This window comes from Vibrio aestuarianus (assembly GCF_012395185.1).
In the GTDB taxonomy this organism is placed as follows: domain Bacteria; phylum Pseudomonadota; class Gammaproteobacteria; order Enterobacterales; family Vibrionaceae; genus Vibrio; species Vibrio aestuarianus.
The window spans coordinates 39,889-55,691 of the sequence record NZ_JAAZTU010000015.1 but is presented as its reverse complement, the minus strand read 5'-3'; the positions used below and the strand labels follow the sequence as shown (position 1 = coordinate 55,691).

The 15,803-nt window shown below is 43.1% G+C and carries 15 protein-coding genes; 7 read left to right on the top strand and 8 right to left on the bottom strand.

The window, feature by feature from the left end; all coding sequences use genetic code 11:
• Nucleotides 1–30: 30 nt before the first annotated feature.
• Complete coding sequence (locus HGG78_RS09120; RefSeq protein ID WP_172532723.1) at nucleotides 31–1,017, bottom strand: diguanylate cyclase; 987 nt, start codon at nucleotides 1,015–1,017, stop codon at nucleotides 31–33.
• 136 nt (nucleotides 1,018–1,153) lie between these two features.
• Between HGG78_RS09120 and HGG78_RS09115 the strand changes: the two genes are divergently transcribed.
• The gene (locus HGG78_RS09115) at nucleotides 1,154–1,591 is read left to right on the top strand and encodes a DUF3069 domain-containing protein (protein ID WP_172532701.1); all 438 of its coding nucleotides are present in this window, start codon (nucleotides 1,154–1,156) and stop codon (nucleotides 1,589–1,591) included.
• 95 nt (nucleotides 1,592–1,686) lie between these two features.
• Here the strand turns inward: HGG78_RS09115 and modC are convergent, their stop codons facing one another.
• The 4 genes from modC to HGG78_RS09095 are packed head-to-tail and all read right to left on the bottom strand — an operon-like array spanning nucleotide 1,687 to nucleotide 5,740.
• Complete coding sequence (gene modC / locus HGG78_RS09110; protein WP_422108881.1) at nucleotides 1,687–2,796, bottom strand: molybdenum ABC transporter ATP-binding protein ModC; 1,110 nt, start codon at nucleotides 2,794–2,796, stop codon at nucleotides 1,687–1,689.
• Nucleotides 2,790–3,491: a molybdate ABC transporter permease subunit gene (modB, locus tag HGG78_RS09105; protein ID WP_172532699.1), complete on the bottom strand. Its 702-nt coding sequence runs from the start codon at nucleotides 3,489–3,491 to the stop codon at nucleotides 2,790–2,792. The genes modC and modB overlap by 7 nt, the downstream gene beginning before the upstream one ends.
• Nucleotides 3,472–4,245, bottom strand: a complete 774-nt coding sequence (gene modA, locus HGG78_RS09100) for a molybdate ABC transporter substrate-binding protein (protein WP_172532698.1) — start codon at nucleotides 4,243–4,245, stop codon at nucleotides 3,472–3,474. The genes modB and modA overlap by 20 nt, the downstream gene beginning before the upstream one ends.
• Before the next feature lie 10 nt (nucleotides 4,246–4,255).
• Nucleotides 4,256–5,740, bottom strand: coding sequence for a cobyric acid synthase (locus HGG78_RS09095; RefSeq protein ID WP_172532722.1), 1,485 nt, complete (start codon nucleotides 5,738–5,740; stop codon nucleotides 4,256–4,258).
• A gap of 157 nt (nucleotides 5,741–5,897) precedes the next feature.
• On the opposite strand from HGG78_RS09095, the gene HGG78_RS09090 reads away from it, so the two are divergent.
• From HGG78_RS09090 to glgC, 4 genes are all read left to right on the top strand, one after another.
• Nucleotides 5,898–6,275, top strand: coding sequence for a YgiW/YdeI family stress tolerance OB fold protein (locus HGG78_RS09090; protein WP_172532697.1), 378 nt, complete (start codon nucleotides 5,898–5,900; stop codon nucleotides 6,273–6,275).
• A gap of 135 nt (nucleotides 6,276–6,410) precedes the next feature.
• A complete protein-coding gene (locus tag HGG78_RS09085; RefSeq protein WP_172532696.1) occupies nucleotides 6,411–6,935 on the top strand; it encodes a hypothetical protein in 525 nt (174 codons plus the stop codon).
• A gap of 182 nt (nucleotides 6,936–7,117) precedes the next feature.
• Nucleotides 7,118–9,022: a sensor domain-containing diguanylate cyclase gene (locus tag HGG78_RS09080; RefSeq protein WP_172532695.1), complete on the top strand. Its 1,905-nt coding sequence runs from the start codon at nucleotides 7,118–7,120 to the stop codon at nucleotides 9,020–9,022.
• Nucleotides 9,023–9,169: 147 nt separating this feature from the next.
• Nucleotides 9,170–10,414, top strand: a complete 1,245-nt coding sequence (glgC, locus tag HGG78_RS09075; protein WP_255091334.1) for a glucose-1-phosphate adenylyltransferase — start codon at nucleotides 9,170–9,172, stop codon at nucleotides 10,412–10,414.
• A 119-nt stretch (nucleotides 10,415–10,533) separates the two neighbouring features.
• Here the strand turns inward: glgC and HGG78_RS09070 are convergent, their stop codons facing one another.
• The 3 genes from HGG78_RS09070 to HGG78_RS09060 all read right to left on the bottom strand — a co-directional run bounded on the left by HGG78_RS09070 (nucleotide 10,534) and on the right by HGG78_RS09060 (nucleotide 13,659).
• Complete coding sequence (locus HGG78_RS09070; RefSeq protein ID WP_172532693.1) at nucleotides 10,534–11,535, bottom strand: S1 family peptidase; 1,002 nt, start codon at nucleotides 11,533–11,535, stop codon at nucleotides 10,534–10,536.
• Nucleotides 11,536–11,611: 76 nt separating this feature from the next.
• Nucleotides 11,612–12,745 (bottom strand): glycine cleavage system aminomethyltransferase GcvT, encoded by a 1,134-nt coding sequence (gene gcvT / locus HGG78_RS09065; RefSeq protein ID WP_172532692.1) that lies wholly within the window; start codon nucleotides 12,743–12,745, stop codon nucleotides 11,612–11,614.
• A gap of 290 nt (nucleotides 12,746–13,035) precedes the next feature.
• A complete protein-coding gene (locus HGG78_RS09060; protein WP_171981311.1) occupies nucleotides 13,036–13,659 on the bottom strand; it encodes a helix-turn-helix domain-containing protein in 624 nt (207 codons plus the stop codon).
• Nucleotides 13,660–14,055: 396 nt separating this feature from the next.
• On the opposite strand from HGG78_RS09060, the gene HGG78_RS09055 reads away from it, so the two are divergent.
• Together HGG78_RS09055 and gcvH are read left to right on the top strand one after the other, a co-directional pair.
• A complete protein-coding gene (locus HGG78_RS09055) occupies nucleotides 14,056–15,363 on the top strand; it encodes a serine hydroxymethyltransferase (protein WP_172532691.1) in 1,308 nt (435 codons plus the stop codon).
• Between the two features lie 53 nt (nucleotides 15,364–15,416).
• Complete coding sequence (gene gcvH / locus HGG78_RS09050; protein ID WP_053312046.1) at nucleotides 15,417–15,797, top strand: glycine cleavage system protein GcvH; 381 nt, start codon at nucleotides 15,417–15,419, stop codon at nucleotides 15,795–15,797.
• The last annotated feature ends 6 nt before the right edge of the window (nucleotides 15,798–15,803 follow it).

Below are 15,803 nucleotides of genomic sequence, written 5' to 3'. Positions count from 1 at the left end.
TCAAGAATAGAGCCCATCGGTGGGTAAAGATTACGTTGCCGATAGACTTAGCAATTTGTCGGTAACATCAGCGACGATAAAGCGGTTTCTTCCTTGATGTTTAGCTTGGTATAAAGCTTCATCGGCTAAGCAATAAATCGATACAATTGATTCATTTCCCTTCGGGATGAACGTTATAACACCCTGTGAAACCGTGACATGATCTGTTGTTTGACTATAAGCGTGAGGATAATGGATATTTTCAATTTCCTGTTGAATACGCTGAGCGGCAATTTGGGCCTGCTCAATGTCTGCATGACCAATTAATACCACAAACTCTTCACCGCCATAGCGCCCCACATATTCACCGGTACGGGAAAATAACTCATTCACCATTTGTGCTAGGGTAATAAGGCACTTATCACCCTCAATGTGACCATAGTTATCGTTAAACGGTTTAAAATGGTCAACATCTAACAAAATCATCGTGATAGGAAAGTGGTATCGACCATGTAGGCTAATCATCTCTTTAAGCTTGTCATCCATAAAACGTCGGTTAAAAACTTGAGTTAGCCCATCCTCATTTGCTTGCTGTTGCAATACTTTGTTGAGCTCTTCGAGTTTCACTGTCGCATGCTTCAATTCTCGTCGCATATTTGCTATACGCTGCATAGCGATCAATTTAGAATTGAGCACCAATTTATCTACCGGTTTGGTGAGGTAATCATCGCCACCAACGTCGATAGCTTTGGCGATCATCAACGGCTCATCATGGCCACTAAGGAAAATGATTGGCACCCATTCATGATATTGCTCGCGAATTTTTTGTGATACTTCAAAACCATCCATCTCTGGCATTGAGATATCAAGCAACACTAACTCGGGATCAAATTGAGAATAGATATCCAAAGCCTCTTGACCACTACTCACAGCTTCGACGCAATGACCAAGTTGCTTAAGACGAATAGCGAGCTGCATTCTATCGAGTTGCACATCATCAACCAGCAAGATCCTCATTGAAGAACCCGAACTTTTCATCACAACTCCACCTGTTTTCATCTATATGCCTACGTATAACACAGATTTATCTGCTTTTATCGATTAATTTTGCGCACAATATTGACTTTTCGCCATAAATTTTTAGCATGTCATTTTACCCTAAAGAGATACCTTCATGTCTGAAGTAACCCAAACCGAGCAACCTGTAGTGGACTTAGAAACCATTTCACCAGAACTGCGTCAAGTAATCGAATTTGACCAAGTACCAGAAGCGATGTACTACATGGTGACGTCTATACATGAAGTATCTGAAGAAGCAGTACGTGAATCTTGGAATTCTCTACCTGCCAGTGCTCAATACGTATTGGATAATTTTGAACAATTCCATGCGTTAATTTCTGTCAGCCAAGCTTTTGCTGGTGTTAATGTGATGGAAGAATTTCCAACACTAAACTTACCAAAAGAGATGAGTGACCAGGACAAAGAAGAATACCGTACACAACTTCTTGACCAAGTGCTGCACAACTGTGTTAAAGACATGGTTAAGCAGATCAAGAAAGCACGCAGAGATCCAATCCTAAAGCGTGACTTTAAAGAAGTATTTGCAAAATAAGTGCTTGAAGTTTAATTCAATGAACCAAAGCCGTCATTTATATTGACGGCTTTTTACTTTGCCCTGTGGGTAACGACATCTATATAAAATTACACTTAGTGCGTAAAGACAATATCTCGTTGAGATACACTCACCCCCTTAATTTGCACAAAAACATCAGTTCCAATTTCCAGTTGCAGCTCATCGAGCGCCCACTCCGTTATTGTGGCCCATAAATAGCATTGTTCAGCCAACTCTAGTTGTATTGCGACACTTTTTTTACTAGCACCTTGTTGCTGCTTTTCAATTTGACTCACCTTCGCAGATAGAACATTACGAATAGAAGAACGACTGGGCTTATCAAGCGTTACTGAAACATCATTGGCACGTATTTGCAGCCGAACTGAGGAACCAATTTCGCCTTCAACATGCTGAACCCACAGCTTAACCGTGTCAGCCAATTCAACTTGTGTGAGTGCATAGTGCTGATTTTGCTGGCAAATATGCGCGGAAAACAAACTACTTTGTTCAGAGAAGGATTGCCATGGCCGCATGTGACTTGATGACCACACTTGTTCAATATCCCCACTTGTCACCACCTTACCTTGCTCAATAACTACCAGGTGATCCGCCAAACGTAAAATTTCATTCATACTATGGGTGACATAAAGAATGGGCAGTTTTACTTTTTGCGCCAACTCTTCCAAGAACGGCATCACCTCTCTTTTACGCGGAAGATCAAGCGAGGCCAGTGGCTCATCCATCAGCAACACATCCGGCTTAGATAACAATGCACGGCCTATTGCCACGCGTTGTTTTTCTCCCCCGGAGAGATCATGCGGGTAACGCTCAAGCAAATTATCTAATGCCAACAGTTTGGTGATAACGGCGAAATAGCCGGCATCATTCACTTTGACGCCATAGTTTAAGTTACCTTTGACGCTATAGTGTGGAAACAAACGCGCTTCTTGAAACACATAACCAATTTTACGCTGTTCAATGGCGAGGTTAACTCCCTTCTTACCGCTATAGACTAAGTGCCCATTGATCTCAATTTCACCATCATCTGGTTCAACTAAGCCACTGATAGCATTGATTAATGATGTTTTACCAGCCCCTGAACGGCCAAAAATAGCACAAATGCCTGAGCCGGGAAGGGTAAGGTCAACATTTAACTGAACTTCACCTAAGCGTTTGTTAAATCGAACCTTTAGTTGACTCACGATGGTGCTCCCAAGCGCTGCTTCATTTTGCGGCTAATCCACTCTGAGACAAACAAAGATGCTAATGCAATCGCTATCGATATCATACACAAGCGCGCCGCTTCCATTTCCGCTCCTGGAGTTTCTAGAAAGTTATACATAGCCAATGGTAGGGTTTGTGTCTCACCAGGAATATTGGAAACAAAACTGATGGTGGCACCAAACTCCCCTAAACTACGAGCAAATGAGAGCATGGTACCGGTTATTATTCCCGGTAACGTCAATGGTAAAGTTATGGTGGCAAAGACTTTAAACGGTGAAGCGCCAAGCGTTCGCGCCGCTTGCTCTAATTTTGGGTCAACACTTTCTAAACTTAGTCGAATGGCTCTGACCATTAGCGGTAATGCGACCACAACACAAGCTAATACAGCTCCTCGCCAGCTAAAACTAAAGCTAATACTAAACCATTTATCGAGCCACTGGCCGAGAGCACCTTGCTTGCCCATACTGATCAGCAATAAATAGCCAATGACGACAGGGGGTAAAACGAGTGGTAAATGAACCACACTGTCTAGCGCACTTTTTCCAAAAAATTGCTTTCTCGCGAGTATCCACGCTAAGAATAAACCCAGAGGCAATAACCAAACCACGCTGTAAAGTGCTACTTTTAAGCTTAATTGTAAGGCGAGCCATTCATATTCAGAGAGCAAACTGTTCATTTCCTATCGCTACGCGAAAGCCATGCTTTTGCAGTATTTGTTTTGCCTCATCACTTTGCAGATACTGTACTAGCATATCGACTCCCTCTTTGTTGGTGATCTTCACCAGAGGATAATGAATAGCGCTGTGCAATTGTGGGGTAAATTGATGAATCACTTTTACTTTGTTACTCATTAAAGCATCGGTTTTATAAACGATTCCCAAATCAGCTTCTTGGCGCTCCACCAGCGCCAGAACCAGTCGCACGTTATTGGTTTGGGCTAATCTTGACGACAATGCAGACCAGACATTCAATCCTGTTAACGCTTCTTTGGCATACATTCCAGCAGGGACTGCTATTACGTTGCCTACCGCCAAGCGAGAACCTTCAAGTTCGCTCAACCAAGCATTGGCATCATTAACTGCTAACGCACTCAGCGGCGATGTATTGGACGCGATCAATACCAACTGGTTCCCCGCAAGTAAAGAGACGTTACGGCGCTCAATCACATCTTTTTTAATCAGATGCGTTACCCATTTATCATTGGCTGAGATAAAAACATCAGCTGGAGCGCCTTGCTCAATTTGACGCGCCAATGCTGCAGAACCAGCATAAACAGTTACTAATTCGGAATCCGATCGCATTTGATAAGACTCAACCAGTTCATTTACGGCATTAGTCATTGACGAAGCCGCATAAATCGTGATTTTTTCTTGCGCTAGCGCATTTGCGCAGCAAAAAAGTACAGTCGCTAACGCGATTATTTTTCTCATTTTAGTGTGCTTACTCATTTGATTGCATTGGTAAGTCTGGCCACAATCGTGCTAAATCCAAATGCTCTTCAATTGCATCTGCAATACGGTCAATCGCCTGCTCTTTTTGTGCAACATGATCATAATACTGGATACTGCGTGCACCCGCCCAGCGACAAATTAGATCTGTGGCGGCAAAACTATCGAAAATGCCATGTAAATAGGTGCCCATCACCTGCTGGCAGTCACTGTGTAGCCCATCCGTTTGGCCTGAACTCAAGTTAATGAGATCTTTCGAAGACGCAGCAATAGGCGTAGAGCGTCCAACGTGGATTTCATAGCCGGACACCTGTGCTTTTCCTTGAGGTAAAATCAGTTCACCTTGCACATTGGTAAGCTGCTTTTCAGCGGTCAATTCAGTGGTCATATCTAATAGCCCGAGCGCTTGGCTTTCTCCAGGCTGACCTTCAACACCCAATGGGTCACTAATGGTGTGACCAAGCATTTGATAGCCACCACAAATCCCTAGCACTTTACCGCCAAACCTTAAATGACGCTTTATATCAACATCCCAGCCTTGTGTGCGAAGGTAATCAAGATCAGCGCGCACCGACTTACTTCCCGGCAAGATAATCAAATCCGCCTTGTCTAGTCGCTCTCCTTTTCCAACATAGCGTAAATCAATATCTGGGTTTAAACGTAGCGCATCGAAATCGGTATGGTTACTAATCCGAGTAAAAATAGGCACCACCACACGTAGTTTTGTATCCTCGTTTATGACTTGGCTATTGGTTATTGCATCTTCAGCTTCCAAGTCAAACCCATGCAAATATGGCAAAACGCCAATGACGGGTTTGCCTGTTTTCTCTTCGAGCCAATCTAGGCCCGATTGGAGCAAAGCAAGGTCGCCACGAAAGCGATTAATCACAAAACCTTGCACGCGGTTTTGTTCCGATTCAGATAAAAGTGCCAAAGTACCGAACAAATGGGCAAAAACGCCACCTCTATCTATATCAGCAATAATAATCACTGGTACATCAGCCGCTTCTGCAAACCCCATATTTGCAATATCATTTTCGCGTAAATTAATTTCTGCCGGGCTACCAGCACCTTCAATCATCACACTGTGGTACTCATGACGTAGCCGTGCAAAAGAATCTAAAACGGTGTCCATCGCTACTTTTTTATAATCGTGGTAGCTAGTCGCCTCCATATTTGATAGGGCTCGGCCTTGCAAAATCACTTGTGCGCCAGTATCCGAATTAGGCTTAAGCAGCACAGGGTTCATATGAACCGAAGGCTCAATCCCACATGCTTGGGCTTGAACCGCTTGAGCTCGACCAATTTCACCACCATCAGACGTTACCGCGCTGTTTAATGCCATATTCTGCGGCTTGAATGGGGCAACCTTTACCCCTTTACGTAACAATACACGGCACAAACCTGCCACCAGCACACTTTTGCCAGCGTCTGACGTGGTGCCTTGAACCATTAACGACTTTAATGACGATTCCATACGAGCTCTGATTAATAAATTTGGCATCAATCATACCTTCACAGTCACACCGCACTCAATAACATGAATGGAATATTAATGCCGCCCTCAGTTCTCATTCAAAATCAACATGTTCTAATCACATCATCAAAACAGCAAACCAATAAAGGAATTGATAATGAAACGTACCACACTAGCTTTAGCCGCTTCGATGATGATTGCTCCTATTTTCGCTTTCGCAGGTGACCATCATAAAATTCAAAATAGTCCTGCTATTAATTACAATGGGCCCATTGAATTGACATCGGTAGACTCATTATTACAAGACACTAGCATGTTTACTGAAAAGCACGTTGTGGTTGAAGGGCAGTTAATTCGTCAAATTCGTCACGACAAGTTTATCTTCAGTGATGGCAAAGGAGAGATTCAAGTCGAATTGGATGATGATATTCACTTGGCAGCTCCCATCAACGCGGAAACAAAAGTGCGTCTGTTTGGGGAGTATGAAGGCGGTCGCACACCTGAAATCGAAGTGGATCAAGTGCAGATACTCTAAAACCTCTTAGATTCTCCACTTCTCGTGTTTGATAAAAAACAATAAGGCGCTAATTTTTAATAAAATGGCCTGTAATTTGCAGGCCATTGCTGTATCTTAACTCCTTTGTATTACATCATTCAGGACGAAGCGTACATGTATAAAAAAGCGTACTCACTGAGCCTAGTCGGGTTGGCATGTGTTCTTTCTTTTTCAGTGCAAGCAAATAATTTTAGTTATAACTTTTTTGAAGTAAGAACCGCAGTAAACCCTGAATCCTCTGGCGTCGAATTCAGTACCTTATTGACTGAAAATACACACCTTATCGCTCGTTATGATTCTCGGTTTGATGGTGATTGGGATGCCGCTGGTGGTATCGGTTTTAATGGTCCAATCAATCAATTTGCCGATGTATTCGGACAGTTGCTTGTTCACCATATAAAAGAGACCGATGAAGAAGGTGGAGACAGCGAAACCCGGATGGAATTTAATATTGGCAGCCGTATCTGGTTATCAAACCAACTCGAAGCAAGTTTTAAACTTGGGAAGAACGATGAGCGCTCCGTATTTGGTGCAGGTATTCGTTTTCATTCTACCGAACAATTATCACTCAGCGCTGAAACCAAAAACAATGGCGTTTATGGCCCTCAAATCGCCATGAGTGTCCGTTTCCAATTTTAAATCAGACGGGTGTACCTGCGATTGCGTGCACCCGTATTTTCTTTATTGCTTCTATTATTTCATTCATTTTGCCACCAAGCACTAACCGACAAATTTGACCTACTCCACGAACTGAGAAATATGGAAGCGACATCTCAAATAGTAAGGCTATAATATGCACTCAATAACTTATACGTGCCATTATGTTTCGTTCATTATATAAATATTTAGCCCAATGGTTACTTGTCTGTGCCGTATTAGGGATTGTGCCGCTGCTTTACTTTGTGCATGAGTTCGACAAAACCCAACAACAGACTTTGCAACTGATCGAACAAAATACCCACTCCCAATTGGAATACCATAAGCACGAATTACTTGCGGCGGTCAGCAACGTTTATAAATCGACTGAAATCCTTTCTACCAATGGCATGCTATACAATGCACTGCGTGATCCAACAGAACTCAATACTGAAGCCTTGCAAGATCTTTGGGTACTCACCACCAGAGTACAAAATCTATACTCATCTTTGAGACTTTTTGATGCATTCGGTAATGAACTGGTTCGAGTCAATCAACAAAATAATGTCACTGAAGTTGTGCCCCATAACAGCCTTCAAAACAAAGCTCACCGTGACTATTTCCAATATGCGCAAAGTCTACCGCCAAATCAAATCAGTATATTTAGCATCAGCCAGAAGATGGAGAATGGTCAATTAGTCTCTCCCAAGCAGTTTGTGTTTATAATTATTGCGCCCATTGATTTTGATGGCAAAAGACAAGGCTATTTCATTACCAATTTAAGTATTGAACATCTTTATAAAGGACTGGATCATAATTTAGACACATTAGTGCGTCCTGACATTATTGCGCGAGATGGTACTTATATACACGCAGAAGACCCAACGGTTATATTCAGTGATGATGCTGTCGATCTGCATTCCACCAATATAAGTCAACTAGCACCGAAATTATGGCGTACAATGCAGCTTTACCATTCCGGCAACATCACAGACAACGGGACTGGATACAGCTTTATTTCAGTTCCGCTGCAAAGTGTATTTCCTGGCATGGATTCTCTCTATTTACTCCGTACATTAGATGTACTAACCATAAATCAGTTAGTTAATGAACAGCACATGACAATCCGCTTCCAATCTATTGTTGTGGCATTATTGGTAATGTTTATCTCTGGCTTGTGTGTGCGTTGGAATGCACACCACGATAAAAACAGTATTGAAAGTAAATTAGCTAGGGCTGCGATGAATGGTATGTCAGCGATGGTCATTACTGATCGCAATAACCGAATTATTAAAGTTAACCGCGAATTTACTCGTATCAGTGGCTATACATTAGCAGAGGTAAGAGGAAAACAACCGTCCGTTTTTTCCTCAGGCAGGCACAACCAAGAGTTCTACATGAATATGTGGAAAGTACTTCAAGATGAAGGAATATGGGAAGGCGAAGTCGTTAACAAACGTAAAGATGGTTCTTTGCAAACCGAAATTCTTCGGATTCAAACCATTCGAGATACGCTTGGCATTATCCAATTTTACGTTGCCTCGTTTGTCGATATCAGTCATCGCAAAGAGTTAGAAGATAGACTGCGCGAGCTTAGTGAAAAAGATTCGTTAACCAACATTTGGAATCGCCGAAAATTCGACCAAGAAATTCGTTCGGAATGTATGCGCGTCAAACGTTATCCAAATTGTGAGCAGTCATGCTTAGCTATTATCGATATCGATCACTTCAAAAGAATCAATGACAAACTCGGGCATGCTGAAGGCGATAAAATCATACGTTCCGTGGCTCTGCAATTGAAAGAACACTTAAGAGAAACCGATTTTCTTGCTCGAATCGGTGGAGAAGAATTTGCCATTATTATGCCGCACACCCGTCTCGATGAAGCAGAATTGGTCATGCACCGTTTACGAGTTGCCGTACACTTAAACCATAAAAAACAAGTGTCAATCAGCGGAGGCATCACTGATATTACCGAGAAACCTGAAGAAGTATATAAACGAGCAGATATTGCTTTGTATGAGTCTAAAACGTCAGGGCGTAACCTCGTATCCGTTTTAGCCAGCATTGAAATGGATCAATTCGCTTAACAGACGATCATTGCAGCACAAAACAGTGCACCTTCTAAAAAATATTGCTCTAATATTGTGCAGTAATACATTATTAGATTCGTAAGTTATTGTTTAAAATCGCTTTCTGTTGTGGCTCGAAAATTGTACTACTCTCTATGATGGAATATGAATTGCACATATTTAGGGAGAAATAAGATGCAAGACACATTAACAGTCGTGTTAGCAGGTGGTATGGGCTCACGACTATCCCCCCTCACCGATGATCGAGCGAAACCGGCGGTACCCTTTGGTGGAAAATATAGAATTATTGATTTCACACTCACCAATTGCCTCCACTCCGGGCTACGCCAGATATTAGTTCTCACTCAATACAAATCTCACTCTTTACAAAAGCATTTGCGTGATGGTTGGTCAATTTTCAATCCAGAACTTGGCGAATTCATTACGGTGGTTCCCCCACAAATGCGTAAAGGAGGGAAATGGTACGAAGGAACAGCTGACGCCATCTATCACAATATGTGGTTGCTCTCTCGAAGTGATGCTAAACACGTCGTGGTTCTCTCTGGTGATCATATTTACCGCATGGATTACGCCGCCATGTTAGAGGAGCATAAGAAATCTGGAGCAGCGTTGACCATTGCTTGTATGGATGTACCAAGACATGAAGCTTCGGCTTTCGGTGTAATGAGTGTCAATCAAGAACTCAAGATCACTTCATTTTTCGAAAAACCGAGCGATCCACCACCAATGCCCAATAACCCAAATCGCAGTTTGGTTTCTATGGGGATATACATTTTCGACATGGAAACATTAAAAAGCGCCTTACACGATGACTCTGAACTAGAACATTCTAGCCATGATTTTGGTAAAGACATCATCCCGAAATTAATCGAAACAGGCTCTGTTTATGCTTATGAGTTTTGTGGCGATCATGGCCGAGTGGCAAAAGACTGCTACTGGCGTGACGTAGGTACGATTGATTCCTTCTACGACGCCAATATGGATCTACTTGAACCCGTTCCGCCAATGAATCTGTATCAAAAGAACTGGGCAATTCGCACCTACGAAGCACAATACCCCCCTGCTCGTACTGTATCTTCAGCCACCGGTAACGAAGGTATTTTTATCAACTCTATTATTGCCAACGGTGTAGTCAACTCTGGCGGTTCAGTCCAACACTCTATTGTCTCTTCCAATGTACGAATTGATGACGGTGCAACTATTGTGGACAGCATTTTATTCGATGATGTACAGGTAGGCGCTGGATGTGAGTTAACCAACTGCATTATTGATAAACATGTAAAAGTGCCCCCGAATACCAAAATAGGATTGAACCGCGCAGAAGATGCACAGCGTTTTCATATTTCGGAGAAAGGTATCGTGGTGGTACCGGAAAGTTATCAGTTCTGACAAAGCCAACAAAAAAAAGTATCCACCGGCATAGCCGGTGGTTTTCTCTCTACAATAAAGCGGCCTAGGCCGCTCAAAAATAGAGACTATTATTCTATCTTCTCTGGTTTTAACAATATCTAAAGCCAACGCCGACGCAATACTGTGCTGAATATCAATAGTAATGACCACCAACCTAAAGAGCCACCACCAGAATCTGAACTTGGTGGATTTAAATAAGCTTGTCGTTTAGCTTCAGTGGCAACGAACTTCGGTGATTCAGCGCCATTCATCACACTATCAATCCAGTCGGCATAATCATGGATTTCTGTAAACACCGATGTCGCGCCAACCGAAGGTGATGGGTCACCACATCGAGTCGCAGGACCAAAACTGGTTAGTCCAACTTGGATATATTCGCTGCCATGTGACCAAAATAAAGGACCACCTGAATCACCTTGGCAAGTGGCGTTTTCAAGACCAGTCAAACCACTGATAACACCTTCCATACATAAATTCTTGTCAGTTTTATATTCATAATTACACAGATTATTCGGTACAAAGGTTAAGTTAGTTTGTAGCAGTAATGTATTGTTATCAACATTAGAAGCAGTATTGCCATGCCCTACCGCGACAAATTGTTCGCTAGATGAACGATAGGTTGCATCATCACCGGCATCAGGGCGTTTTAAGTAGTTAACAGAGGAAACCGTAGTCAATGGCGTTTCCAATTTCAGAATCGCAATATCATCTAATAACGTCGAATGGTTGTATGTTGATGGGTAATAAATTGCGGCGACTTTGCCTTTTTCCATGATATTACTGGGGAAATCACGTTCATCTTGTAGTTGTGGTACAACCGATGTAAAAAGCTGAGCTTTCTCATTGCCGTAAATACAATGCGCCGCTGTTAAAACATATTGATTACTGAGTAATGAAGCGCCACAGTAACTAGCGCTACCATAAGTTCGTGTATAGTCAATTTGATCGAAAAACAGGCTCGCCATGGACGGGAAAGTTGTCACATCTGCATACGAGCCATTGACGATATAAGGCTTTACATCAACGGCGCAAACATTGCCCGAAATGGCGAGTGAAGAAAAAAGTACTACCCACTTATTCATAATGTCATTCCTTATCATTAAGAATTTAGATAGTACTTAAGATTGCATAAATAGCACAGATTTTTATGCTGTGACTATTTAAATTCTGTATGCATTAGCCTCGGTAATAGCGCTGAGGAACAAACGGCATTTTTTCTACGGCCATTGGCAGCATTTTACCGCGTACTTGAGCAAATACCTGCGTACCAATTGCCGCTAAATCAGCGCGCAGATAAGCCATGGAAACAGGTTTACCCGCCGTTGGACTAGCCGTACCGCTGGTCACAATACCGATTTTATTGTTATCAGCGTCAAATAGCTCTGTACCTTCACGGACTGGGGCTTTGGTTAGACCAACTAACCCAACGCGCTTACGCGAGACATCTTTAGTCTCGATTTGCTTTAAGATGATATCAGCGCCAGGGAAGCCACCTGCGCGTTCACCATCGGCGCGACGAGCTTTACTGATACCCCATAATAAGCTTGCCTCAACTGGCGTGGTGGTGGTATCGAGATCATGGCCGTAAAGGCACAGACCACACTCAAGACGTAGCGAATCACGAGCACCAAGGCCGATCCACTCAACTTCGTCATAAGCTGTTAATTGACGAGCAAGACGTTGCGCTTGCTCTGCTGGAACAGAAATCTCGTAGCCATCTTCACCGGTATAACCACTACGGCTGACAATGCATTCAACACCGTCTAAATCCATAATTTGCACATCCATAAATAACATAGAGGCAACTTGTGGCTGAATGCGTGCTAGCACCTCGGCCGCTTTCGGACCTTGAAGCGCTAAAAGAGCACGATCTTCAATAATTTCCAGTTCTACACCTTGAGGCATATTGGCTTGTAGATGAGCAATGTCTTGTTCTTTACAAGCAGCATTCACCACAACAAATAGATGGTCGCCTAAATTAGCCACCATCAAGTCATCCATGATCCCGCCTTGTTCGTTAGTAAAGAAAGCATAACGCTGCTTGCCAGCAGGCAGATCAATAATATCAACCGGTACCAATGCTTCTAAAGCATTTGCTGAATCAACACCACGTAAACGCAACTGGCCCATATGAGAGACATCAAACAAACCGGCCGCTTCACGCGTATGCAAATGCTCTTTTTTTACACCAAGCGGATATTGCACAGGCATATCATAGCCAGCAAATGGCACCATTTTTGCGCCTACTTCATTGTGCAAAGCATGTAACGGTGTAGTAAGTAATGTTTGATTTGCATTATCTTGAGTCATTTTTGTCTCCATTTCTGCCGACCCAACGGGGAGTTTTACGCCTCATCAAGGCAAACAGCTCCACATGAAAGAAACTCTGTTTCCAATAGTGAACAAGAATGCGCTCGATTGATGGGATTCACAAGTTGAAAACCGAGCCAATTGGCAAAATTAACAACTTAATCACAATTTAGAAGAAAAAAGAAAGGCGCTTCATTGAGCAATAGTCGCTCCATGAAACGCCTTTTTCCAGCAGATGAGCACAAAAGCAACCGTTTGCTTTCATTATAGGAAACTTAATCTTTTGTTAGTTATTTAGCTGTTACCCACAAAATTAGAGCATCATCGTCACTGACAGAGACCAACATGTGCCCCATATTGGCATCGTAATAAACACTGTCACCTTCGGCTAAACGCACCGGCTCATAAAATTCGCTGTAAAATAAAACATCACCAGAGAGAATAAGTAAAAACTCCTCACCGTCGTGTCGAACCCAGTCGCTATACTCTTCAAATGCTCTTGCTCGCACTCGACTTTTGAATGGCATCATCTTTTTATTTGAAAGCTGTGTTGCCAACAATTCATGTTCGTATGTAGGCGTGGGATGCGGCTTACCCTCACCGCAACGAGAAATATCTCGCCGCCCTGTGGCAAGAATTTTTTTCGGTGGCTCAAAGAGTTGCGGCATATCTATTTGCAAACCATGCGCAAGTTTTTGCATCGCTTGAAAGGTTGGTGATATCTGTTCGTTTTCGATTTTGCTTAATGTTGAACGAGCAAGCCCGGTACGTTGGCTAGCCTCTTCTAAGGTAATACCCAGCTTGGCACGAATGTCTTTGATTCGCTGACCAAGTTTTAATGGCTCTATGGTTTGCTCGCCGCTTTCTTTAGCAAGTGTGAGTGATGGGTACTCATCATAGATGTCTTCAGACATGCTTTCCCTCGATTATCGTTTCTTCCTGATCACAAAAATCATTGTGGCATGAAGCCGTCATCAGGTTAAAGAACAACATCAAAATAAAGCGTGCTCTCGCTAACAAAATAAGAAACCGAGTTTCCTATAGGAAATTTTTAATTGATTGTTCATAACTCAGAGAGTATGTTACTGACTTGTTAGATGAAGAGATGCTATTTACCGCTCGCTATCGTGAAGGACTTAACAATATTTGAGTGGTTTTCACCCCGAATAATTGGGGAACGTAATAAGAGTTTAGGGATAACTAAACACCCTGTTTTCTCACAACCCTACACAGCCGTTGAGTAAAGCAGCCATCAAAAAGGAACAGCGAATACAATCAATATTCGTTGGATTATTGGAAGGTCATCTACCATGAATGCAAACGCGAACAAAACTTACCAAAATCACAGCCTAGAGAGTTTCTTCTCAACCAATTTAGCAGCAACTGACGACGCCGTTTTCGCCGGTATTCAAGCTGAATACGCCCGTCAGAATGAACAAATTGAGCTTATCGCTTCTGAAAACATTGTTTCGAAAGCGGTCATGCAAGCTCAAGGAACCTGCCTTACCAATAAATACGCAGAAGGCTATCCAGGCCGACGCTACTATGGTGGCTGTGAACATGTTGATACAGTAGAGACAATTGCTATCGAGCGCGCTAAATCGCTTTTTAATTGCCAATACGCAAACGTTCAACCCCATTCAGGCGCTCAAGCCAACGGGGCAGTCAAACTTGCACTGCTCCAGCCGGGCGACACCATTATGGGAATGTCTTTGGATGCTGGCGGCCACTTAACGCATGGGGCTCGACCTGCTTTATCCGGTAAGTGGTTTAACGCCATTCAATACGGGGTTGATCGCGAAACGTTAGAGATCAATTACGACGATGTTCGCGCACTGGCACAACAGCATAAACCTAAAATGATCATTGCTGGTGGCTCCGCCATTCCTCGCGTCATCGATTTTGCTAAATTCCGCGAAATTGCCGATGAAGTCGATGCCATCTTAATGGTTGATATGGCGCACATTGCAGGTTTGGTCGCAACTGGCGCACACCCTAGCCCATTACCTCATGCTCACGTTGTCACCACCACAACCCACAAAACACTGCGCGGCCCACGTGGCGGGATGATCCTCACCAATAGTGAAGAGATCATCAAAAAAATTAATTCAGCTGTTTTTCCGGGCCTGCAAGGTGGGCCATTAATGCACGTTATCGCCGCTAAAGCGGTCGCCTTTGGTGAAGCATTGGGACCTGAATTTAACAGCTATATCGATTCAGTGATCGACAACGCAAAAGTTCTCGCTGAAGTATTGCAAACTCGCGGTTGTGACATTGTGACTGGCGGAACTGACACGCACTTGATGCTCGTAGACCTACGTCCAAAAGGCTTGAAAGGTAACGTGGCAGAGCAAGCTCTCGAACGTGCAGGAATCACATGTAACAAAAACGGCATCCCCTTTGATACTGAAAAGCCTATGATTACTTCGGGTATTCGTTTAGGTACACCGGCTGGGACCAGCCGTGGTTTTGGTCGTGAAGAATTCAAACTCATTGGGCAGTGGATTGGTGATGTGCTAGATGGTCTTATAGAAAGCCCAGAAGGTAATGCACAAGTGGAACAACAGGTTCGCAAACAAGTGAAAATGTTGTGCCAACGCTTCCCACTTTACCAGTAACACTTTCAAATTAAACACAAGTTTCAAATCAATACTTTTTTGGAGATTAAGCAATGGACAATACACTGAAGTTTGCAGAAAGCCACGAATGGGTGCGCGACAACGGTGACGGCACAGTTACGATCGGTATTTCTGAGCATGCACAAGAAATGCTAGGCGATGTTGTGTTTGTTGACCTACCAGAAGTGGATGCTGAGATTGACGCTGGCGACAGTTTTTCTCTTGTCGAATCAGTGAAAGCCGCTTCAGACATTTATGCGCCTATTACCGGTGTTATCGTTGAAATCAATGAAGAGTTAGGAGATAGCCCTGAACTGATCAATGAAGAACCGTATGAAGGTGGCTGGATTGTAAAAGTGAAAATGTCTGACCCTTCTGAACTTGACGATCTAAAAGATGCAGAAGAGTACTTAAGCTCTATCGAAGAAGACTAAACAGCC